At 68.8% G+C, this 20817-nt stretch carries 20 protein-coding genes and 1 pseudogene; 12 read left to right on the forward strand and 9 right to left on the reverse strand.

All coding sequences use genetic code 11. From position 1 onward, the window contains the following. The first annotated feature begins 13 nt into the window (after positions 1 to 13). The 7 genes from ABFX45_RS12625 (at position 14) to ABFX45_RS12655 (ending at position 7004) form a co-directional block, all read left to right on the forward strand. On the forward strand, positions 14 to 769 hold the full coding sequence (locus tag ABFX45_RS12625; protein ID WP_233439102.1) for a response regulator transcription factor: 756 nt from the start codon (positions 14 to 16) through the stop codon (positions 767 to 769). A gap of 10 nt (positions 770 to 779) precedes the next feature. After that, complete coding sequence (gene mshD, locus ABFX45_RS12630) at positions 780 to 1658, forward strand: mycothiol synthase (RefSeq protein WP_428834131.1); 879 nt, start codon at positions 780 to 782, stop codon at positions 1656 to 1658. Between the two features lie 198 nt (positions 1659 to 1856). Then, the gene (gene pstS / locus ABFX45_RS12635) at positions 1857 to 2960 is read left to right on the forward strand and encodes a phosphate ABC transporter substrate-binding protein PstS (protein ID WP_109629270.1); all 1104 of its coding nucleotides are present in this window, start codon (positions 1857 to 1859) and stop codon (positions 2958 to 2960) included. Between the two features lie 33 nt (positions 2961 to 2993). Next, positions 2994 to 4058 carry a phosphate ABC transporter permease subunit PstC gene (gene pstC / locus ABFX45_RS12640; protein ID WP_109629268.1) on the forward strand — a complete coding sequence of 355 codons (1065 nt, stop codon included), beginning with the start codon at positions 2994 to 2996 and terminating at the stop codon, positions 4056 to 4058. Beyond that, positions 4055 to 4969 carry a phosphate ABC transporter permease PstA gene (gene pstA / locus ABFX45_RS12645; RefSeq protein WP_109629266.1) on the forward strand — a complete coding sequence of 305 codons (915 nt, stop codon included), beginning with the start codon at positions 4055 to 4057 and terminating at the stop codon, positions 4967 to 4969. Before pstC ends, pstA begins: the two co-directional genes overlap by 4 nt. A 7-nt stretch (positions 4970 to 4976) precedes the next feature. Continuing rightward, positions 4977 to 5753 carry a phosphate ABC transporter ATP-binding protein PstB gene (gene pstB / locus ABFX45_RS12650; protein ID WP_109629264.1) on the forward strand — a complete coding sequence of 259 codons (777 nt, stop codon included), beginning with the start codon at positions 4977 to 4979 and terminating at the stop codon, positions 5751 to 5753. Positions 5754 to 5843: 90 nt separating this feature from the next. After that, positions 5844 to 7004, forward strand: a complete 1161-nt coding sequence (locus tag ABFX45_RS12655) for a hypothetical protein (protein ID WP_346129818.1) — start codon at positions 5844 to 5846, stop codon at positions 7002 to 7004. Positions 7005 to 7137: 133 nt separating this feature from the next. On the opposite strand, the gene phoU is transcribed toward ABFX45_RS12655, so the two are convergent. The 6 genes from phoU to ABFX45_RS12685 all read right to left on the reverse strand — a co-directional run bounded on the left by phoU (position 7138) and on the right by ABFX45_RS12685 (position 14159). Next, positions 7138 to 7803, reverse strand: coding sequence for a phosphate signaling complex protein PhoU (gene phoU / locus ABFX45_RS12660; protein WP_109629260.1), 666 nt, complete (start codon positions 7801 to 7803; stop codon positions 7138 to 7140). Positions 7804 to 7875: 72 nt separating this feature from the next. Beyond that, positions 7876 to 11079, reverse strand: coding sequence for an LCP family protein (locus ABFX45_RS12665; protein ID WP_346129820.1), 3204 nt, complete (start codon positions 11077 to 11079; stop codon positions 7876 to 7878). A 303-nt stretch (positions 11080 to 11382) separates the two neighbouring features. Next, entirely contained in the window at positions 11383 to 12237 is an 855-nt protein-coding gene (locus tag ABFX45_RS12670; RefSeq protein ID WP_109632870.1) for a GGDEF domain-containing protein, read from the reverse strand. A gap of 141 nt (positions 12238 to 12378) precedes the next feature. Further along, on the reverse strand, positions 12379 to 12831 hold the full coding sequence (locus ABFX45_RS12675; protein ID WP_109629255.1) for a hypothetical protein: 453 nt from the start codon (positions 12829 to 12831) through the stop codon (positions 12379 to 12381). After that, positions 12824 to 13948: a tRNA dihydrouridine synthase DusB gene (gene dusB, locus ABFX45_RS12680; RefSeq protein ID WP_233442029.1), complete on the reverse strand. Its 1125-nt coding sequence runs from the start codon at positions 13946 to 13948 to the stop codon at positions 12824 to 12826. Before dusB ends, ABFX45_RS12675 begins: the two co-directional genes overlap by 8 nt. A 10-nt stretch (positions 13949 to 13958) precedes the next feature. Continuing rightward, positions 13959 to 14159: a hypothetical protein gene (locus ABFX45_RS12685; protein WP_346129823.1), complete on the reverse strand. Its 201-nt coding sequence runs from the start codon at positions 14157 to 14159 to the stop codon at positions 13959 to 13961. A gap of 84 nt (positions 14160 to 14243) precedes the next feature. Here ABFX45_RS12685 and ABFX45_RS12690 point away from each other — a divergent pair, with 84 nt between their 5' ends. After that, complete coding sequence (locus ABFX45_RS12690; RefSeq protein WP_346129825.1) at positions 14244 to 14432, forward strand: hypothetical protein; 189 nt, start codon at positions 14244 to 14246, stop codon at positions 14430 to 14432. Here the strand turns inward: ABFX45_RS12690 and ABFX45_RS46430 are convergent. After that, positions 14390 to 14521: pseudogene (locus tag ABFX45_RS46430) on the reverse strand (hypothetical protein); the annotation flags it as partial. The gene ABFX45_RS12690 and the pseudogene ABFX45_RS46430 sit on opposite strands and share 43 nt — an antisense overlap. A 113-nt stretch (positions 14522 to 14634) precedes the next feature. Between ABFX45_RS46430 and ABFX45_RS12695 the strand changes: the two are divergent. Together ABFX45_RS12695 and ABFX45_RS12700 are read left to right on the forward strand one after the other, a co-directional pair. After that, a complete protein-coding gene (locus ABFX45_RS12695; protein ID WP_170166394.1) occupies positions 14635 to 15306 on the forward strand; it encodes a DUF4241 domain-containing protein in 672 nt (223 codons plus the stop codon). 72 nt (positions 15307 to 15378) lie between these two features. Further along, the gene (locus tag ABFX45_RS12700; protein ID WP_109629251.1) at positions 15379 to 15858 is read left to right on the forward strand and encodes a DUF6328 family protein; all 480 of its coding nucleotides are present in this window, start codon (positions 15379 to 15381) and stop codon (positions 15856 to 15858) included. Here ABFX45_RS12700 and ABFX45_RS12705 read toward each other — a convergent pair. Further along, positions 15823 to 16515: a hypothetical protein gene (locus ABFX45_RS12705; protein WP_346129827.1), complete on the reverse strand. Its 693-nt coding sequence runs from the start codon at positions 16513 to 16515 to the stop codon at positions 15823 to 15825. The two genes, ABFX45_RS12700 and ABFX45_RS12705, sit on opposite strands and share 36 nt — an antisense overlap. Positions 16516 to 16861: 346 nt before the next feature. On the opposite strand from ABFX45_RS12705, the gene ABFX45_RS12710 reads away from it, so the two are divergent. Both ABFX45_RS12710 and ABFX45_RS12715 read left to right on the forward strand, forming a co-directional pair. After that, on the forward strand, positions 16862 to 18316 hold the full coding sequence (locus ABFX45_RS12710) for an MDR family MFS transporter (RefSeq protein ID WP_346129829.1): 1455 nt from the start codon (positions 16862 to 16864) through the stop codon (positions 18314 to 18316). Positions 18317 to 18396: 80 nt separating this feature from the next. Next, complete coding sequence (locus tag ABFX45_RS12715; protein WP_346129831.1) at positions 18397 to 19224, forward strand: aminoglycoside phosphotransferase family protein; 828 nt, start codon at positions 18397 to 18399, stop codon at positions 19222 to 19224. Positions 19225 to 19685: 461 nt separating this feature from the next. On the opposite strand, the gene ABFX45_RS12720 is transcribed toward ABFX45_RS12715, so the two are convergent. Then, the gene (locus ABFX45_RS12720; RefSeq protein ID WP_346129833.1) at positions 19686 to 20417 is read right to left on the reverse strand and encodes a DUF7873 family protein; all 732 of its coding nucleotides are present in this window, start codon (positions 20415 to 20417) and stop codon (positions 19686 to 19688) included. Positions 20418 to 20817 lie beyond the last annotated feature (400 nt).

Here is a 20817-nt window from a genome sequence, read left to right on the forward strand (position 1 = left end):
GGAGGGCGCCGCGATGAGCATCGACGTGCTGCTGTTGACGACAGACCAGGACCCGGAGGCCGTGCTGCCCGCGTTGGCACTGCTCCCGCACGCCGTGCGACCGCTGCGTCCCGAGGTCTCCGCGCTTCTCGAAGCAGGCCCCCACGACATCGTGCTGGTCGACGCCCGCACCGATCTCGTCGGCGCCCGCTCGCTGTGCCGCCTGCTCGACTCGTCCGGCGTGGACGTGCCCGTGGTGGCCGTGGTCACCGAGGGCGGTCTGGTCGCCGTGAACTCGGACTGGTCGGTCGACGAGATCCTGCTGCCGACCTCCGGCCCCGCCGAGGTCGACGCCCGCCTGCGCCTGGTCCGCTCGCGCCGCGGTGCCACCCAGCCCGGTGGCGACGGCGCGTTGCAGCTCGGCGACCTCGTGATCGACGAGGCCACCTACACCGCGCGCCTCAAGGGCCGCCCGCTCGACCTCACCTACAAGGAGTTCGAGCTGCTCAAGTACCTCGCGCAGCACGCAGGCCGGGTGTTCACCCGCGCGCAGCTGCTGCAGGAGGTCTGGGGCTACGACTTCTTCGGTGGCACCCGCACCGTCGACGTCCACGTGCGACGGCTGCGCGCCAAGCTCGGCCCCGAGCACGAGGCGTTGATCGGCACCGTGCGCAACGTGGGCTACAAGTTCGTCCGCCCGCCGCGTCCGGGCTCGTCCCGTCGTCCGGCCGAGGTGACCGAGCTGGATGACTCGGTCCGTGTCCTGGATGAGCATCTGATCGCGCGGTAGGTTCGCCTGTGTGGCGCAACTGAGCTGGTACGACGAGCTGACGACCGACCAGGCTGCCGAAGTCGGGGAGCTGCTGACGGCTGCGGAGCACACCGACGGCGTCGCGCCGGTCGGTGAGGCCGTCCGGCTGCGGATGCGCCCCGGCGCCACCGGCAGCAGGCACCTCCTCGCGCACCTGAACGGCGAGCTCGCCGGGTACGCGCACGTCGACATGATCGGTGACTCCGGCGGCCACAAGGTCGCCGAGTTCGCCGTGCACCCGAAGTACCGCCATCAGGGTGTCGGTGAGGCGCTGGTCAAGGCGATCCCGCAGGACGGTTCGCTGCGGGTCTGGGCGCACGGCGGCCACCCGGACGCGGAGAAGCTCGCCGAGAAGCTCGGCTTCCGCAAGGTCCGCGAGCTGCTGCGGATGCGGCTGCGGGTCGACAGCGACCTGCCGGAGCCGCGGCTGCCAGAGGGCATCACCATCCGGCCGTTCGTCCCCGGCAAGGACGAGGCCGCGGTCGTCTACGTGAACCACCGCGCGTTCGACTGGCACCCCGAGCAGGGCTCCATGTCGATCGAGGACGTCCGCGCCAAGGAGGAAGAGCCGTGGTTCGACCCGGCCGGCTTCCTGCTCGCGTTCGACGCCGACGACCGGCTGGCGGGCTTCCACTGGACCAAGGTGCACACGCCGGAGCTGGGCGAGGTGTACGTGGTGGGCGTCGACCCGGACCGTCAGGGTGGCGGCCTGGGCAAGGCGCTGACCCTCGCCGGTCTCCAGCACCTGCGGGAACAGCAGGTCAAGGAGGTCATGCTGTACGTCGAGTCGGACAACGCGGCGGCCGTGCGCGTGTACACGAAGCTCGGCTTCACGCTCTGGGACGCCGACGTTCAGTACGGCAAGTAGTCAACAGACCGTCACAAAACGCATACGCGCTGGTCACGGCGTCACTCTTTCGGCCGTGTGACCCGTCACTTCCCGTTCGGTGTTCACCTGCCGTTCACTCCGACTAGGTGGGCTGTCCACCATGGATACCTACCTTCCGAAGCGAGCGGCGACGTCCGTCGCGAAACCGCTAACGCTTCCGCAAGGTGGAGGACCAAGGTGAAGATCCAGCGGCACGGCGCCGTGCTCGGCCTCGTCGCGGCCAGTGCGCTTCTTCTCAGTGCGTGTGGCTCCGACAACAACGCGGGCGCGGGTGGCACCAACACGCCCGCTGCGTCCGGTGTCGAGTGTGGTGGCAAGACCAAGCTGAACGCCGAGGGCTCCTCTGCCCAGAAGAACGCGGTCGACGCGTTCGTCCAGGCGTACCAGGCTGCCTGCCCCGGCACCGACCTCGCGTACAACCCCTCCGGTTCCGGTGCGGGCGTCAAGAACTTCAACGCCGGCCAGGTCGACTTCGGTGGCTCCGACTCCGCGCTGAAGGAAGGCGCCGAGACCGAGGCGGCCGCCAAGCGCTGCCAGGGCAACCCGGCGTGGAACCTCCCGCTCGTGTTCGGCCCGGTCGCGATCGGCTACAAGGTCTCCGGTGTGGACAGCCTCGTGCTGGACGCCAAGACCACGGCCGCGATCTTCAGCGGTGCGGTCAAGAAGTGGAACGACCCGGCCATCAAGGCGCTGAACGGTTCCGCGAACCTGCCGGACAAGGACATCGCGGTCATCTACCGCTCGGACGAGTCGGGCACCACCGACAACTTCCAGAAGTACCTGAAGGTCGCCGGTGGCTGGACCAAGGGTGACGGCAAGCAGTTCAAGGGTGGCGTCGGCGAGGGCAAGGAGAAGTCCGCCGGTGTCGCGCAGGCCGTCGGCTCCATCGATGGTGCGATCACCTACGTCGAGTGGTCGTTCGCGCAGGACAACAAGCTCTCGATCGCCAAGATCGACTCCGGTGCCGGCGCCGTCGAGCTGAACGCCGAGTCGGCCGGTAAGGCCATCGACTCCGCCAAGATCAAGGGCGAGGGCAACAACCTGGTCCTCGACCTCGACTCGATCTACGGCAACAAGGCCGCCGGTGCGTACCCGCTCCTGCTCGCGACCTACGAGATCGTCTGCTCGAAGGGCTACGACGCCGACACCGCGAAGGCCGTGAAGGCGTTCCTCACCGTCGCCGCGACCACCGGCCAGCAGCAGCTCACCGAGGCCGGCTACGTGCCGCTGCCGAAGGCGTTCCAGGAGAAGCTGCTCACCGCTGTGAAGGCGATCGCCTGAGGTTGATGCGAGACTGCGACCAACGCTGACGCGATGAACGATCCCGTCGCGGCCAAGCGCCCCGCCGGCTCCGGTGACCCCGGAGCCGCGCGGGGCGTTGCGGCTGCTCCCACCGCCCCGGAGGCTCCGATTCCCCCGACGCCGGAAGCTCCAGCAGCAACCAAGACACCGCACGTTCGTCCCGGTGACCGGATCTTCCGCGGCCTGGCGACCGGCTCGGGCGTCTTCATCGTCGCGCTCATCGGCGCGATCGGCCTGTTCCTGATCATTCAGGCGATCCCGTCGCTCGGGCTGAACAACGTCAACTTCCTGACCAGTCGCGAGTGGAACACCACGGACCCTGCCAACCTGCGGTTCGGCATCCTGGACCTGCTGCTCGTCACCATCGTCATCTCGGTGGTGGCGCTGCTGATCGCCATGCCGATCGCGCTGGGCATCGCCCTGTTCCTCACGCAGTACGCGCCGCGCAACCTCGCCCGGCCGTTCGCGTACGTCATCGACCTGCTCGCGGCCGTCCCCTCGATCGTCTTCGGTCTGTGGGGCCTGTTCGTGCTCGGGCCCGTGCTGTTCCCGTTCTCCGAGTGGCTGATCGAGAACCTCGGCTGGATCCCGATCTTCGCCAAGGGCAACGTCAACGTGCAGCTCGGCGGCACCATCTTCACTGCGGGCATCGTCGTCGCCGTGATGATCCTGCCGATCATCACCGCCGTCACCCGCGAGGTCTTCGAACGCACGCCCACGATGCACATCGAGGGCGCGATCGCACTCGGCGCGACCAAGTGGGAGGTCGTGCGGACGACGGTGCTGCCGTTCGGCAAGGCGGGTTACGTCAGCGCGTCGATGCTCGGCCTCGGCCGCGCGCTCGGCGAGACCATCGCGGTCATGATCATCCTGAGCACCACGTCGGCGGCGTTCGGCTGGTCTCTCTTCGACGGTGGTGCCACCTTCGCTTCGAAGATCGCCCTGGCCGCACCGGAGTTCAACGACCCGCGCTCGGCCGGTGCCTACATCGCGGCCGGTCTCGTGCTGTTCGTGCTGACCTTCGTCGTGAACGCCATCGCGCGCTCGATCGTCGCCGGCCACAAGGAGTACGAGTGAGCACGAACCTCGCGGATCCCACGCGCCTCGCGACGCCGCCGACCTTCCAGGCGGTCAGCCTCGCTCGCCGGATCAAGAACGGTTTCGCCACCACGCTCGTGTGGGGCGCCTTCCTGGTCGCGATCATCCCGCTGGTGTGGGTGCTCTACACCGTGGTGCAGCGCGGTTTCCCTGTCATCCTCGACGGTGACTGGTGGCAGAAGTCGCTGTCCGGCCTGCTCGCTCGCCAGCAGGGCGGCGGTGCGTACCACGCGATCTACGGCACCCTGGTCCAAGGCCTGGTCTGCGGCATCATCTCGGTGCCCATCGGCATCATGATCGCGATCTACCTCGTCGAGTACGGCGGCCGTTCGAAGCTGTCGAAGGCCACGACGTTCATGGTCGACATCCTCACCGGTGTCCCGTCGATCGTCGCGGCGCTGTTCGTCTACACGGTGTGGATCACGTACTTCGGCTTCGGCCGCAGCGCGTTCGCCGTGTCGCTCGCCCTGGTGCTGCTGATGGTGCCGGTCGTGGTGCGCACGACCGAGGAGATGCTCAAGATCGTCCCGGACGAGCTGCGCGAGGCCTCATACGCGCTGGGCATCCCGAAGTGGAAGACGATCGTCAAGATCGTCATTCCCACCGCGCTGTCCGGCATCCTGACCGGCATCATGCTGGCTCTCGCCCGCGTCATGGGTGAGACCGCACCGGTGCTGGTGCTCGCGTCGTACGCGCCGTTCATCAACTACAACCTCTTCGACGGCCCGATGGCGTCGTTGCCGTTGATGATGACGAACGAGCGCAACAACCCGACGCCTGCGGGCTTCGAGCGCATCTGGGGCGCGGCGATCACGCTCGTGCTGATCATCACCCTGTTCAACCTGCTGGCGACCGTGATCTCGCGGGCGCTGGCGCCGAAGACGAAGTGAGCGGGACATGGCCAAGCGACTCGACATCAAGGACCTGAACCTCTTCTACGGCAAGTTCCACGCCGTCGAGAACGTCTCGCTCGCGGTGCCGCCGAAGAACGTGACCGCGTTCATCGGTCCCTCCGGCTGCGGCAAGTCGACCGTGCTGCGGTCGCTGAACCGCATGCACGAGGTCGCCCCCGGCGCGCGCGTCGAGGGCAAGGTGCTGCTCGACGGCGAGGACATCTACGCGTCCACTGTGGACCCGGTCGAGGTGCGCCGCACCATCGGCATGGTGTTCCAGCGGCCCAACCCGTTCCCCACGATGTCCATTCGCGACAACGTGGTGGCGGGTCTGAAGCTCGCGGGCATGAAGAACAAGCGGGAGCTCGACGAGGTCGCCGAGCGCTCGCTGCGCGGCGCCAACCTCTGGAACGAGGTCAAGGACCGGCTCGACCGGCCGGGCGGTGGCCTCTCCGGTGGTCAGCAGCAGCGTCTGTGCATCGCACGTGCGATCGCGGTGCAGCCGGACGTGCTGCTGATGGACGAGCCCTGCTCCGCCCTGGACCCGATCTCCACGCTGGCGATCGAGGACCTGATCACGGAGCTGAAGAAGGAGTACACGATCGTCATCGTGACTCACAACATGCAGCAGGCCGCGCGTGTGTCCGACCAGACCGCGTTCTTCAACCTGCTGGGTGTCGGTCAGCCGGGGCAGCTGATCGAGGTGGACGACACCGAGAAGATCTTCTCCAACCCCGGCCAGAAGGCGACCGAGGACTACATCTCCGGCCGATTCGGCTAGTGGTGCGTCCACTGACCCTCGTCGGCCTGGTGCCTACTGAGTGTGAACCAGGTTGGCGAGGATTGTGGACGTGCCACTAGATTCCTGCGGGTGAGCCCGCAAAGCAAGTCCCGCAAGAAGAAGCAAGGCAAGGCGCCCGGCCGCCGGCCCCAGCAGCAGTCCCCGTACGGGGCGTTGCTCGAGTCGGCGGCCGCGCTGCGTTCCGAGTCCTGGTTGCTCGCGGACGCCTGGGCGAGCGAGCTGTACGCCACGCTCTGGCTCGCCGGATCCGGCCACTCGCCGATGATCGAGGCCCTCGCCGCGATGGACGAGCCGGCGGCGCTCACCGCGTTGCGCGCGTTGTCCGGCGTGGGCGACGAGGAAACCCGCGCAGCTGCCGCGGCGGCCGCGGAAACCGTTGCGGCACGGGGTGTTGCCGAGCCGTCCTGGTACGTGCCGGGCGCTGCGCTGGAGTTCCGCGAGGCGTTCCTCGTCACGAACCTGCTGGGAGACGTGGAAGTCGTCGCGATCACCCAGGAACGCGCTTCGGCTCGCGAGACCGTGCTGTTCATGCGTCAGCCCGTGCTCGGGGCCACCGCCATCGAGCTGTTCGCCACGCCGGACGAGGGCACGACCGCGTTGCTGGAGGACATGATCGCCTCCACGCCCGAGGCGTTCCGCGACCTGATCACGCCGCTGAGCGCCGCCGAGGCGTTCGACCGGGTGTGGCCGGACGTCGAGCAGTTCTGGGAGGACGGGCCCGACGAGGAGGCCGAGGAAGGGCTGATCGGCTCCGAGGACGTGCGGCACCCGATCCAGCTGATCGCCCTCGCCGACGCGCGCGTGAGCGCGCTGGTGACCGACGACCACGAGATTCCCGTCTTCAGTCCGGAAAGGACGGACGAGGTCGTCGAGGCGTTTCTGGTGTCAGAGCACGGGATCGCCGACGTCGAGGCCGCGCGGGCGTTCGCGCGCATCGTCGCAAGTGCCGCGGTGGAGCAGAACCGCGATCCGGTCGTGTACGGGCCGGCGTCGCTCACCGCTGTGCTGATCCTCAACGTGGCAGCGCGGCTGCACGTCTCGGACGCGGATCTGGCGCTGCTGCCGGACATCGTGCGGGCGTGGGCGTACTTCACCGCCGACGCACGGAATCTGCCGCGTGACGAGGCGCGGGCGGCGTGGGACGAAGAACTGCCCACCGTGCTCGCCGAGTTCTCCGAGGCTTACGCCGATCCGGAGCTCGCGGCCGAACGCGATGGGCAGTTCCGCTAGGAAGGGAGCGCGGCGACCACCAACCTTCACCGTCTATTTCGGCGCCCAGCAGGGCGCCTCGCAGCACCGGCCGGCACTGCGATGCGCCCGTCTGAACGTCGAAAGAGCGGGCAAAGGCTGGTGGTCGCCGCGCTTAGAGGTTCTCGTCGCCACCGTAGCCGGGCATCCGGCCGGTGACGACGAAGACCGTGCGCTTGGCGACCGACACGGCGTGGTCGCCGTAGCGCTCGTAGAAGCGGCCGAGCAGCGTCGTGTCCACAGCGGACGCGACGCCGTGCTGCCACTCCTTGTCCATGATCACCGAGAACAGGTGGCGGTGGATGTCGTCCATCGCGTCGTCCTCGTCCTCGAGGTTGCGTGCGCGGTCGACGTCCTTGTGGCGGATGATCTCCGCGGCCTCGCGGGCGAGCTTGACCGCGATCTGACCCATCTCGGCGAAGTACGGCTGGACGTCGTCGGGCACGGCCGACGCCGGGTGCCGGCGCCGTGCGGCCTTCGCGACGTGCAGGGCGAGGTCGCCCATGCGCTCGACGCTCTCGGCGGCGTGGATGACCGCGAGCACGGTGCGCAGGTCGGTCGCGACCGGTGCCTGCAGCGCGAGCAGCGCGTACGACTGCTCCTCGATGCTGGAGCGGACGTCGTCGACCTTCTGGTCACCGCTGATGACCTGTTCCGCGAGGCCGAGGTCGGCCTGCAGCAGGGCGGCGGTCGCGTTCTCCATCGCCTCGGCGACCATGCCGGTCATGTCGGCCAGTCGGTCGGCGAGCTGTTCTAGCTGGTCATGGTAGGCCTCGCGCATGGCGCTCAGCCTACGTCCCGACCACCGCGGCAGCGACATTCCAGCATGAACCGCAGGTGAACCCCAGGCGAATCACTTCGCGCAGGGGTCCTGCGCCGCGTTCACGACGTCCAGCTTCGTGCTGGTCTGACCCTGGCCCTGACTCTGAGTGCCGGGCTGAGTGCCGGGCTGGGTGCCCGGCTGCGGTGCCACGACCTTGTCGTCGAAGTCCTCGCCGAGCGTCAGCAGGATCGCCCCGCCCATGTCCGGTGACTCCACCAACTCCGCCTTTTGGACCGAGGCCTTGACCGTTGCTGCCCGGTTCTCCTGGCCCTTGGCGTACTTGATGGTGGTCTTCGCCTGCTTCGGCGCGTCACCGCGACGAGTGATCTTGAACCCGTGCTGCTGCAACGCGTTCGCCGTCCTGGCCACCGCACCGGCGTTGGTCGGGTCGCCGTTCAGCACCTGGACGGAGATTTCCTTGGGGTCGATCACCGTGCCGGGCTGGACCGGGGTGTTGGCGTCGCCGGGGGTCGGCTCGGCGGGCTTCTCCTGCGGGAGCGGAGTTCCGTCGATGATCGTCTGGAACAGCTTCCTGACGTCCTCGTCCCGCAGCCGCTCGATGTTGTCGTCGTTCGACTTCGTCCGGCCCTCGTCGGTCCAGTGCGGCATCGTCACGAACGAGACGCGGCCGGCGTCGAGGCTCTGCAACGAGTTCGCGAGCTCCAGCAGCGACGCCACGTCGATGTTGTCTCCGACCGTGGTCTTCGTGAGCGCGTTGATGAAGTTGTTGAGCTTGGTCGGGCTCAGCAACACCTCGTTGGACAGCGCCTGCCGCAGCATCGCCGACAGGAACTGCTGCTGACGCTTGATGCGGGCGAAGTCGGACGCGTCGTCGCCCTGGACGTAGCGCGCCCGCACGTACTGCAGCGCCTGGTCGCCCTTGAGGAGGTGCTTGCCGGGCTTGTCGATCACGACGCCGAGCTCGCCGTCCTTGATCGCCGTGGGGGTGCAGATCTCCACGCCGCCGATCGCCGTGGACATCTCGCGGAAGCCCACGAAGTCGATGCTCACGAAGTGGTTGATCTTGAGGCCGGACAGCTGGGTCATCAGGTTGACGACGCACTCGGGCCCACCGTCGTTGTAGACGGAGTTCGCCATGACCTCTTTCGCCGGAGCCAGCGGTCCGCCGTACTGGCCGTTGTCCGGGTTCCAGCTGCGGCACGCGGGCCGGTCGACCCGCACGTCACGCGGCAGCGAGACGACGACCATGCGCTTCCGGTCCGCGGGGATGTGCGCGAGCATGATCACGTCAGACCGCGCGCCACCCTCCTTGGCCTGGGTGCCGACGTTGTCCTCGGGCTTCGCGCCCGCCCTGGTGTCCGAGCCGACCAGCAGGAAGTTCTCGTCACCGAGCTGCTTCTCGGCCTGCTGCACGGCCTGCGAGTTGCCGCCGAGCGCGTCGATCTTCGGGATCTTCGAGTCGGCCCACTTCATCGCGGCCCAGCCGATGCCGGTCGACGCGAACACCACGGCCGCGGCGGCGATCGCCCCGATCCTGGCGGCGCGCATCATCCTGCGCTGCTGCGGCGTGCGGTCGACGACCTTCTGCTCGCCGTCCTCCTCGGTCTCGCCGAGCGTGACCGGGTCGGCGAACTGGGTCGCCTCCTCGAGGTCGTCCTCGTCCTTGACCCACGGCATGAGCTTGGCGCGCCGTTCCTTGCGCTGGCGCTCCTGCTCGAGGAGTTCGTCGTGCACCGCGGAGAACCGCGCGAGCGTGTGGTCGACCTCGCGACGCTTCTTCACGTCGTCGCCGATGGCCTCCATCTCGGCGGTGAGGCAGGCCGGGTCGATCTCGTCGCGCGTCTCGACCTTGGCCACGCCCGCCGCCGAGGCGATCTGGGTGGCTTCCGGTCCTGGTGCGTCGGCCTCGGGCTCTTCCGGCTGCGCCGGTGCGCCGTTGCCCGCGGGGCCTGGCTGGGCTGCAGCGCCGAGCCGGTTGGAGATGGCGGGACCGCCCGGCATGGGACGGGGGCCGCTCGACTCTGCCCTGGGGGGCATCGGCCGGGGTCCGCTGGACTCCGCGCGGGCCGGCATCGGCCCGTTCGGGGGCGCGGGGGGACGCGGGGCGTTGGTCGACGGCGCGTCGCCGCCGAGGAGACGGCGGGGTGAGCCGGGCTCGGGACCGTCCGGTGTCGCGCCGGGGCGCGGCACATCGCCGGGTGCGGGCTTGCGCGGCATGCCGTTGGAAGTCGCGTCGCCGGGTGCGGGCGGGCGTGGCATGCCGTTGGAGGTCACGTCGCCGGGTGCCGGCTTGCGCGGCATGCCGTTGGAGGTCACGTCGCCGGGTGCGGGCGGGCGTGGCATGCCGTTGGAGGTCACGTCGCCGGGTGCGGGCGGGCGTGGCATGCCGTTGGAGGTCACGTCGCCGGGTGCCGGCTTGCGCGGCATGCCGTTGGACGTCGCGTCGCCGGGCGCGGGCGGGCGTGCGATCCCGTTGGACGACGGTGCGTCGCCGGGACCGGTCCTGCGCGGTGGTGCGCCGTTGACGTCGGGTGCCGGGCGGCGGATCGTGCCGCTGGGCATGCCGTTCGCCTCGGGGACTCCGTTCGGCGCGGGACGCCGGGGGATGCCGTTGGACGAAGGCGCGTCACCAGGAGGCATCCGGCGCGGGTCGACGGGTGCCGGCGGGCGTGGCATGCCGTTGGCCGTCGCGTCCGCAGGTGCCTGGGGTCGCTGGACGCCGTTCGAGGGTGGTGCGTTGCGGGCGTTGGGGCCCATCTCACCGCGCCGCTCACCGGGGACCGGACGACGCTGCATGCTGTTCGCGTCGGGACGCGGGCGCGTTCCGGTCTGCTCACCAGGAGGCGGATAGGCGCCGTTCGCAGGCCTGGGCCGGGCGCCGGTCTGCTCACCGGGCCGCGGCCGCGTTCCGGTCTGCTCCGCGACGTGGGCGCGGGCTCCGTTCGGCTCCGCGGGGGCGTCGGGGAGGCGTCGCCTGCCCGTCTGCTCACCGGTGAAGTTCTGCGGTGGTGCCTGGTCGGCCATCGGCGGCCGCGGGCGCGTACCCGTCTGCTCACCAGGCCGGTGAGGGACGGGCGGCTGCTGCCGCGGTTGCTGTGGCTGCTGCACAGGCGGGTCGGGCAGCGCACGCCTGCCCGTAGCGGGTGGGTCCGGCAGGGCACGCCTGCCTGTCGTGGGAGTGTCGGGCGAGCCTGGCGGGACGGGTCGGGGGATGTTCGTCCTGCTGTGCTGCTCGATGAGGTCCGAGACGCTCAGGCCCCCAGAGCCTTCCATCGAGCGACGTCTACGGCCGGTCGGCTGGTCGTGGTGCTGGGGATCCTGATCACCGCGGGAAGAGGGGCCGCCACGTCGGGGGTCGTCGGGCACCCAATCTCCCTTCTGGGTCAGAAGCTAATAGCGGTTCGTCATTACGAGATGACGACGACCGGGACACAAGGGTTGCATCACCGGGCGTGTCAGTTGCGCCCGCGATACTACGGATGTAGCCGACTTCTGACGACCACTCCGGGTGATACGGATTCGATCTGTACGCGATTATGCGCAGTCCGTCTGCGCTGAACGGGTGAGCCAGCTCACTCAGTAGTAACCGAGAACACGTGTCTCGGTGATAGCACGCCTACCTGCCGCCGCGCCTGCGAGGCGGACCCGTCCATCGGCACGGTACGCCACCGCGTTGCGACCCGACTGCTTGGCCGTGTACAGGAGGCTGTCGGCGCGGAGCAGCTGCTGCTCGGCGCTGACCGCGGGACGTTCCGGAGCCTCGTCCGCGGGCGGTTCGTACGCCAGGCCGGCGCTGACCGTCACGCGCAGCCCGTCCGCGATCTCCTGCCACGGGTGACGCTCGACACGTTCCCTGGCCTTCTCGGCTATCTCCACGGCCGTCGCGGCGTCCACCCGCGGCAGCACGAGCACGAACTCCTCGCCGCCGTAACGGGCGCAGAAGGCGCCCTCGGGAAGGCCCTGCTGCAGCAGTTCCACCACGCGCTGCAGCACCCGGTCGCCGAGCAGATGCCCGAAGGAGTCGTTGACCTGCTTGAACCAGTCGAGGTCGATGAGTGCGATGGCGAGCCCGTGCCGGCACGCGCCGTGCTCGGCCAGCAGATCCATCAGCCGCTGGTCGAGGTAGCGGCGATTGTAGGAGTCGGTGAGGCTGTCGCGCAGGCTCTGCTCGCGTGCCTCCGCGTGCTCCCGGCGCAGCCTGTCGACCTCGCGGCGAAGCTGTTCCGGAACTTGCGGTTCCTCGACCTGGTCGGCGTAGACGAGATCGAGAGCGGAGCGCAGGTGCTGGTACGCCTGGCGCCACTGACCGCGGGAGGCGAGCAACGCCGCGATGGACTCGTGCAGCCCCACCAGTCCCGGGCCCTGCTGGTCGCCCGTCGCGGCCTCGCCGGCCTGCGGGGTCTCTGCGATTTCAGGTCGCAGTGCGGTCATCGCGGTCACCTCCTTACCTGCCAGGTGTCGTCTCTGAAGAGGCGACGCTTGAGCTAGAAGGACGCGTGGAGGTGGGATTTCCCCCGTCCGGTTGACCGTTCGCTGCTCCGATCCAGTGAGCCAAAGTGATCAACAATCCGCTCAGCCACCGAGGCAGGGCGCGAACCCGAACACCTCGTCGTCCAGCAGCACGACGTGCAGCGATCCGATCTGGCTGCCGATCACCGTGTCCTCCTGGCGCAGCGTGACGGTGACCGCCACGACGTAGACCTCCCCGCGCGGATGTGCTTTCTCGCCGGGGGGTGCCCAGTCGGCGTCCGTCCGAAGCGTCGACCAGGTCGGCTCGACCTTGATCGTCGCACCGCGAAGATCGCACGTCTTCTGCCGGAAGTCCGGGTGCTGGGTGTCCTTCAGCAACTTCTGCTGCTGGGACGGACCCTCGTCACCCGCCTTGTTGAGGCGTTCGTAGAACTCCTTCAACTTGGCGCGGTGGCCGTCGGTCAGCTGGACCGGTCGCGCCGTGCCCGCGATCGGACCGGCACAGCCCGCGAGGAGCGCGAGCGAGGCGAGGAGAACCGCGACGCGTTCAGCCACCGGAGTGCATCACGTCCGCGCCGGCCGGAACCGTTGCGTCCTCGGGGTCGTCGAGCCAGCCCTCCGGCAGCACGACCTTGGCAGCGGATCCCTGCCTGCCGCGCGGTCCCTCGGCGTGCTCGGGGAACGGCACCGCGGGGTCGAGCTGCCCGATCAGGTCGTCCAGCTGCTGCAGGCTCGACACCATGGCGAACGCCCTGCGCGTGTCGCCGCCGACCGGAAAGCCGTGCCAGTACCAGGCCATGTGCTTGCGGAGATCGCGCAATCCCTTGTCCTCGCCGTAGTGCGCGGCGAGGAGCTCGGCGTGCGTGCGCAGGACGTTCGCGACCTCACCGAGGGTCGGCCCCTCGGGGATCTCCTCGCCCCTGAACGCCGCCTGCAGGTCGCGGAACAACCACGGCCTGCCAAGGCATCCGCGCCCGACGACGACGCCGTCGCAGCCGGTCTCGGCAACCATGTCGAGCGCGTCCTGCGCGCTGAAGATGTCGCCATTGCCCAGCACCGGAATGCTCGTGACGGCTTCCTTGAGCCGCGCGATGGCCGTCCAGTCCGCCTTGCCGGAGTAGCGCTGCGACGCCGTGCGCGCGTGCAGTGCCACGGCCTGTGCACCTTCGTCCTGCGCGATGCGTCCCGCGTCGAGGTACGTGAGGTGCTCGTCGTCGATGCCGATGCGAAACTTCACGGTGACCGGCATGTCTCCGGCGTTGCGCACGGCAGCGCGCACGATCTGCCGGAACAGCTCCCGCTTGTACGGCAGCGCCGCCCCGCCGCCCTTGCGCGTCACCTTGGGCACCGGGCAGCCGAAGTTCATGTCCATGTGGTCGGCGAGGTTCTCGTCCACGATCATCTTCGTGGCCTCACCGACGTTCTTCGGGTCCACGCCGTAGAGCTGCATCGACCGCGGGTGCTCGTCCTCGTCGAACGTGATCATGTGCATGGTCATCGCGTCGCGCTCGACCAGCGCCCGCGCCGTGATCATCTCGCACACGTACAGCCCGGCCCCGTACCGACGGCACAGCTGCCGGAACGCCACGTTGGTGATGCCGGCCATGGGCGCCAGCACAACGGGCGGATCGACGGCGAACGGGCCGATTTTGAGGGTGGCTGGAACGGACACGCCCCTCAGGCTACGGCACTGACCTGCCACGATCTTCGCCGAGCGGCACCGCCAGGGCGTCCAGAACCGCTACCTGGCTGCGACGTTCGTCACGTTCACCGTTGGTCCACCGGTGCTCGCCGTCCGCGGTGCACTCCCACTGCGGATCCGTGCCGTCGCCCACCCGCAGGCAGCCGCCGAGCGACACCAGCCCGGCGTCCCTCGCCGCCATGTTGCGGTCGTTCCACGCGCCGTAAGCGATCGGGACCGCCCTGGCGCCGCACGTCGGGCAGCGTTCCTCGACCGGTGCGGCGAGGTGATCGCGGAGCGCCGGTGGGTCTCGTCGTCGAAGGCGACCAGCCGGATCCGGTCGATGATCGCCAGCGAACGGATCGTGATCGCCGCGATCCGCGCCGCCCGTTCCGTCGGAAAGCCGGTGCTGATGACGGGGATCGCGACGTCGTCCTGCTCCTGCTCTTCGGCCGTGAGCAGCGAGTTCACGTAGTAGTCCTCGAGTGCCTGTTCGTCGGTGGCCTCCATGGCGGTCGCATCCCAGGCCGTGCTGTCGCCCATCACCACTTCGATCAGCCCCATGCCAGAAAGATGGCACCGGCTGCCGCTTCACCGCAGGCACTACGCGTTACCCACCGGTGCCCCGATCGGGTGTCGGGGCCTTCTGCCAACATGCCCCTGGAGGTGGCCTACGCGTGGGGGCGGTTCAACTGATCAGGTCCGGGTTCGAGCGGTTCTTCGTCGACGGGCCGGTCGGCAAGCCGACCGGCGGTGGCGAACAGCAGGTCGTTGCCGTGCAACAGGTGGGTGAGCTGGCACTGCCGACGGGCAGACTCGTGGCGGCAGACCCGTTCGTGGTCTGGCCGGAGGACGCCGAGGCGTTCACCACGACGGTCGAGCCCGGCACGTACCCGGTGTCCGTCTCGCTGGTCTCGTGGGTGGACAGCGACGGCTTCCCCGACCTCCGCCAGGGCTACCGCGTCGCCGCCGCGAAGGTGACGGTGCAGGACGAGCCCGCGTACTCGTGGACGCCCGCCGTGCTGCCGGGCCAGCTCGTGCCGATGCATGAGGAGTTCGGCTACGAGGTGAAGTCGAGCACCGGCGCGTTCTTCGACCTGGCCGCCGCTCCCGCCGTCGACCGGTTGGCGAGCGACGACGAGGCGGGCAACTGCGACCTCATCGACGCCCTCGGCAAGGTGGGTGGTGGCCGCGGCCCCGCCAACGTCGCAGACCCGCAGTCCGGACTGAACGTCGTGGCGTTCTCAACCGGCTGGGGTGACGGCGTCTACCCGACCTGGGTGGGCCGCAACACCGCGGGCGATCCGGTCGCGTTCGTGACCGACTTCTTCGTCATCAACCGGTTCTAGGACGGCCTTGTCCGCCGCCATTTTGAGACGGGACCGGCGTTTCAACCGGCGGCTTCCGGGTAGGTGTCTGAAGTGAGTGAAGCCGAGGAATCCGACCAACGCAGACTCGCCCGCAACGTCAACGAGCTGCTCCAGGAACTCCGCGTCGCCCAGGCAGGCGTGCAGATCCTCTTCGGATTCCTGCTCTCCATCGCCTTCACCGAGAAGTACTCCTCGGTCGGCACCTACATCCGGGTCACCCACCTGGTCACGGTGCTGTGCGCCGCGGTCGCCGTAGCGTTCCTCACCGCTCCGGCCGCGTGGCACCGCGTCCTGTTCCGCCAGGGCCGCCGCGAGGACGTGGTGGACTCGGGCAACACCTTCGCCCTCGTCGGCCTGGCCTTCCTGGCGCTGGCCATGACCGGCACGGTCCTCCTGCTGGCCGAAGTCATCATCGGCCAGGACTGGGCTTCGATCGTGGTGGGCGTGCTCGCCTTCGCCATCTTCTCCGGCCTCTGGTTCGCGTTGCCGTACGCCTCATCCAAGCGTGCTCAGAACCGCGAGCGCCCCTAGCCCGACCGCCACCTGCACCACCGTCAGGACGTTGCGCCTGGTGGGCCTGGGCTGCCGCCGGATCACCCGAATCCCCAATGGCACCAACGCAACGCACAGCCCGATGGTCACCACGACCGACAGCGCCTCGGTGCCCTTCAACACCCCGAGCGGCAACAACCCCATGGCCGCCAACGCCACGGCCCTGACCGGTCCGAGCACGCGTCCGCGGAAGGCCGCGACCGCCAGCACGAACCAGCCGAACATCACCGTGAACGACAGGAAGCTGAACAGGTGCAGCTCCTGATACCCCGCGGCCACGAGCTCCGCGGCCCCGTCGGCCCCCAGGTGCTTCGTGGCGCTGAACGCCGCATGGTCCACCCCGGCGTGAAACGTCCGCTCGAACAGCCCCACCGTCACCAGCACCCCGGCCCAGACCGCCCACCTCGTCCCGATCAGCGGAACGAGGAAGGCCACCGCGGCCCACATGACCACGTTCCCGGCCAGGAACGCCGTGTACGCCGCGGTCATGAGCGCCGGATGCTCGGCCACCGCCCGCAGCTGGTCCGGAAAGAAGAAGTTGAACGGCGCCCGCAGCAACGTGCCGGCGAGGAGCAACACCGGCCCGAGCACCAGCGCAGCCCCGCCGACCCACCCGTTCGGAAACTTGAACCCCATGCCCGGTCACGCTGCCAGCGCGACCGCCGCGCCAGATCGGCCCACGGGCCGACCTGCGCCCTCAGACCACAGTCCGAGCGCTACCGGTCTGGCACGACCGACCGGGTCCCAGATTTTTGCGGCCCACGTGTCGATTCGCGCCGACGCCGTTCGACGAGTGGGTAGACGGACAAGCACCCGAGTCCGCCAACGGCGAAATTCGGGTGAGACGGGCACGGCGATGAGGAAGACTCGGGCAAACCGATGAGTTTCGTCAGACCTGCCGGTCCCCACCGGTGTCACGAACATCGATACCGGCGGCCTTGGCCGCAACACGACTGTGCCAGCAACCTAGTGAGGGCCTGACATGCCTGCTGCGATCCAAGACCGCCCGACCGCGCAAGCGGGCCGAACACCGCTGGTGGTGCGCCTCCTGGTGCTGGCCACGTTCGTGGTGATCCTCAACGAGACGCTCATGATCAACGCGATTCCGCGTCTGATGGAGTCTCTGCACGTCACCGAGCACGCGGCCCAGTGGGTCTCCACCGCCTTCATGCTCACCATGGCCGCCGTGATCCCGGTGACCGGCTGGTTCCTCCAGCGCGTGACCACCCGCCAGGGCTACGCGATCGCCATGGGCGTCTTCCTCGCGGGCACCGCACTCTCCGCCATCGCGCCGTCCTTCACGGTGCTGCTCGTCGGCCGGATCGTGCAGGCCGCGGGCACGGCCGTGATGATGCCGCTGCTGATGACCACGCTGATGACCGTGGTGCCAGAGCAGGACCGGGGCCGCGTGATGGGCAACGTGACGCTGGCGATCTCCGTCGCGCCCGCCCTGGGCCCAGCCGTGTCCGGCCTGATCCTGCAACTGGGCTCCTGGCGCCTGCTCTTCGTGGCCGTCCTGCCGATCGCGGGCGCCGTGACCTACTTCGGCCTGCGCCAGATGAGCAACATCGGCGAACCCCAGGTCAGCTCCATCGACTGGTTCAGCGCAGCCGTCGCGACCCTGGGCTTCGGCGGCCTGGTCTACGGCCTGAGCCTCTTCGGCGAAGGCGGCGGCAGTCTGGGCCCGAGCATCGGCATCGTGATCGCCGGCGTGGCCACCATCGCAATCTTCGTCTTTCGCCAGCTCAAGCTGCAGCGCACCGGCGCCCCGCTGATGGACCTGCGAACCCTCAGCCACCGCACCTACGCCCTGTCGCTGGCCCTGATGTGCATCGCCTTCCTGGCCATGATGGGCTCGATGATCCTGCTGCCCCTCTACCTGCAGAACCTGCGCGGCCTGACCCCGTTGCAAACCGGCCTGCTCCTGATGCCGGGCGGCCTGGCCATGGGCCTGCTGGGCCCGACCGTGGGCAAGCTCTACGACCGCCTCGGCGGCCGCCCCCTGATCCTGCCCGGCTCCATCGGCATCGTGCTCTCCCTGGCCGGCTTCACCCAGGTCTCCATGACGATGCCGTACTGGCAGATCCTGGTCCTGCACGCCCTGCTGATGGTGAGCCTGGCCGCAACCTTCACCCCCATCTTCACGCTGGGCATGGGCGCCCTCCCGCCCAACATGTATCCGCACGGCAGCTCGATGCTCGGCACCCTGCAGCAGGTAGCCGCAGCCCTCGGCACCGCCCTCGTCGTAACCGTGATGTCCGCGCGCACCGGCCAACTGGTCGCCGACGGCGCCGCCACCTCCGCGGCACAGCTGAGCGGTATGAAGCTGGCCTTCGTGGTCGCGACCGTGCTCGCCGTGGCAACGATCGCGATCGCGGCCATGCTGCCGAGCCGGGTCACCGAAACCGCCGAAGGCACCGAGGCCGTCGAGGCCTGAACCAACCCGCAAGCCTCCCGTTCGGGCCCACGCGCCCCAACGGGAGGCTTGTGCTGTCACACCGAAGGTAGGTTTCCGAAATGCTCAAGGCCGCCCCGGACCTGCTGGCGATCGCCTCCGCACTGCTGCCCGGCGTACGGCTGGACAACGCCTTCACCGCGGCCGACGGCAACATCCACGACGTGCTGCTGATCCCAGGCGTAGCCGCCGTCCGCGTCAGCAAGCGACCGCTGGCCGCCGCGTCGATGCCCCACCACGCGGAGGTGTTGCGGCACCTGGCTTCCGCCGGCCTGCCGTTCCAGGTGCCGGAGCCGCTGACCCCCGTGACGATGTTCGACGAGCGGGCCGCCGTCGCCGTGTCGTGGATCGACGGCGTCGCCTTGCCACAGGGCGTCGGCGACCCGTCGCAGGTGGCCGAGGTCCTGGAAGCCGTGCGCTCCGTGCCGCTCGACGACTCGCTGCTGGCGGCCGTGGACGGCCGGGCGCTGGGTCCGTCGTGGTCGACGATCATCGCAGAGGAGATCCTCCCCCGCCTGCCCCAGCGCTGGCAGTCCGAGGGCCGGCGCCGCCTGGACGCCGCCCTGGCCCTGGAGCCCGTTCCCGACGCCCTGGTGCACGGCGACCTCAACGGCGCCAACGTGCACTGGTCAGCAGACGGCAAACTGCTCGGCATCCTCGACTGGGACACGGCCATGCCCGCCGACCCGGCCACCGACGCCGCCCAGATGGCCTGGTACGGCTGGGAAAACGTCCGCCGCGCCGTCCCCGCCACCACCTACCACCGCGCCCGCACCTGGGACGCCCTGTTCGGCGTCGAGCACCTGGTCGCCACGATGAACGGCCGCCCCATGACCAGCCCCGACGGCTTCATCTCCGCGATCGTCCCCTGGCTGGAGGCCAACGCCTAGTTGCGCGCGGCGTTGGCCGGTGTCGGCGTGTCCTGAGATCACGACCCGCCCAGTGGCCTGAACGAAGGTGGGGCCCTGGACATGTCCCGTCCAGGGCCCCGATTGTCCGCCCATTTGCGCACACCAGCGGCATTTAAGAGTCGGATCAGTCCTTAGGTCGCCGCGCTCTTCCGTTGAGCTACGGCCGCATGGTGGAGCGGCCAGCAGGATTCGAACCTGCACCTCAGCGAGTCTTGTCCGGTCTCAGGCGATCTGGCGTTCGGCGGTAATGCTGAATCTGGAGCGAGAGTCTGAGCTTGATCCCGGCTGCCTCTGCCAATTGGGCTACCCCGGCGTGGTGATGCCGGGAGAGGGATTCGAACCCCCACTTGTGACCGTGGTTCAGGCTGACGTTTCAGTTTCAGCTTTCACGCTCCCATCGGGAGCGCACCCCCGCGCTCCAGCGGGGGAGTCTGTGGACGCTATCGGAACAGGTAGTCGAAGACCACGCCACCAACACGCTGGTCGGTGATCTCCAGGCTGTTGGCTTCCTCCCGGGCGAACTTCACCGCGTGCTGCAGCTTCTCCACCCGGTCGACGAGCTCGTTCACCCGCCGGGCAGGCAGAGCACCCGAGAACTTCACCGTGGTCCAGTAACCCACCGGAATGTCCTCGTAGTACACCTCGACCTGCGCCGGGTGCTTCTCCGTGGCTTCGGCCTTGACGTGGTTGCGCGGCACCTTCTTGGTGCGGATGGTCCGAACCTGCTCAGTGCGCCAGTAGTCGGCGGACTCGTCGAAGTTCCAGTCCTCGGCCGCGTCCAGCAGCGGCAGCTTCTTCACGAAGGTGTGCAAGTCGGTCAGCTGCTTCTCGAGAAAGAGCAGGTACGACACGGGCACGTCGCGAAGCAACGTCTGCCCGTCGACCATGACATCAGCCTTCGCAACGCAGTTGGCCCAGTCCTTGGTCGCCGTGACGTCGAAGAGCCGAGTCATCACAGCGGCGGTCTTCCGAAGCACGTCCTCAGCCTTGACCTGCACGCGAGTGGACTCCGGCGGCAGCACCTCGCCGTCCTCGTCCTTAGGCTGGTATGTCCGGGAGATACCGGCCAGCAACGCGGGCTTCTGCAGCCCGTGATGCGCGTCGGTGAGGTCCCGAAGCGTGCCCCCCTTGACACTCTTCTCCACCGCGATGATCTGGTTCAGCTTCGTCATGCCGCACCCCCCTTTGGTCTCGCGCACCCTACCCACTGAAAAGCCGTGCCTGCACGCGATTTCAGCTGGCCGCAGCGGTGGTCGCCGCGAGGTCCCGACCAGGCGCCATCGCGTCCGATGCGGGAGTCAACAGGTTCGAGACGGAGATTGCGTACGGCTGACGCTCGCAGCTCGCACAGAACGCGTAGACAGAGCGAAACCCCCAGGTCCAGGACCTGGGGGTTTGGTGGGCCGCCAGGGACTCGAACCCTGAACCCGAAGATTTCCGGAAGTCGATCGGCGTTGTTTGCCGATCTTCGCCGACAGTGCTCGCTACCTGCGCGGATGCGCTCTTGATCTGAGCACTGTGGACAGTCGCTTCTCGACACTTGCCGTCGTTTTCTGAGACTAAAGTGTGCCG

The sequence above is a fragment of the Lentzea roselyniae genome (assembly GCF_039537795.1).
GTDB lineage: Bacteria > Actinomycetota > Actinomycetes > Mycobacteriales > Pseudonocardiaceae > Lentzea > Lentzea atacamensis.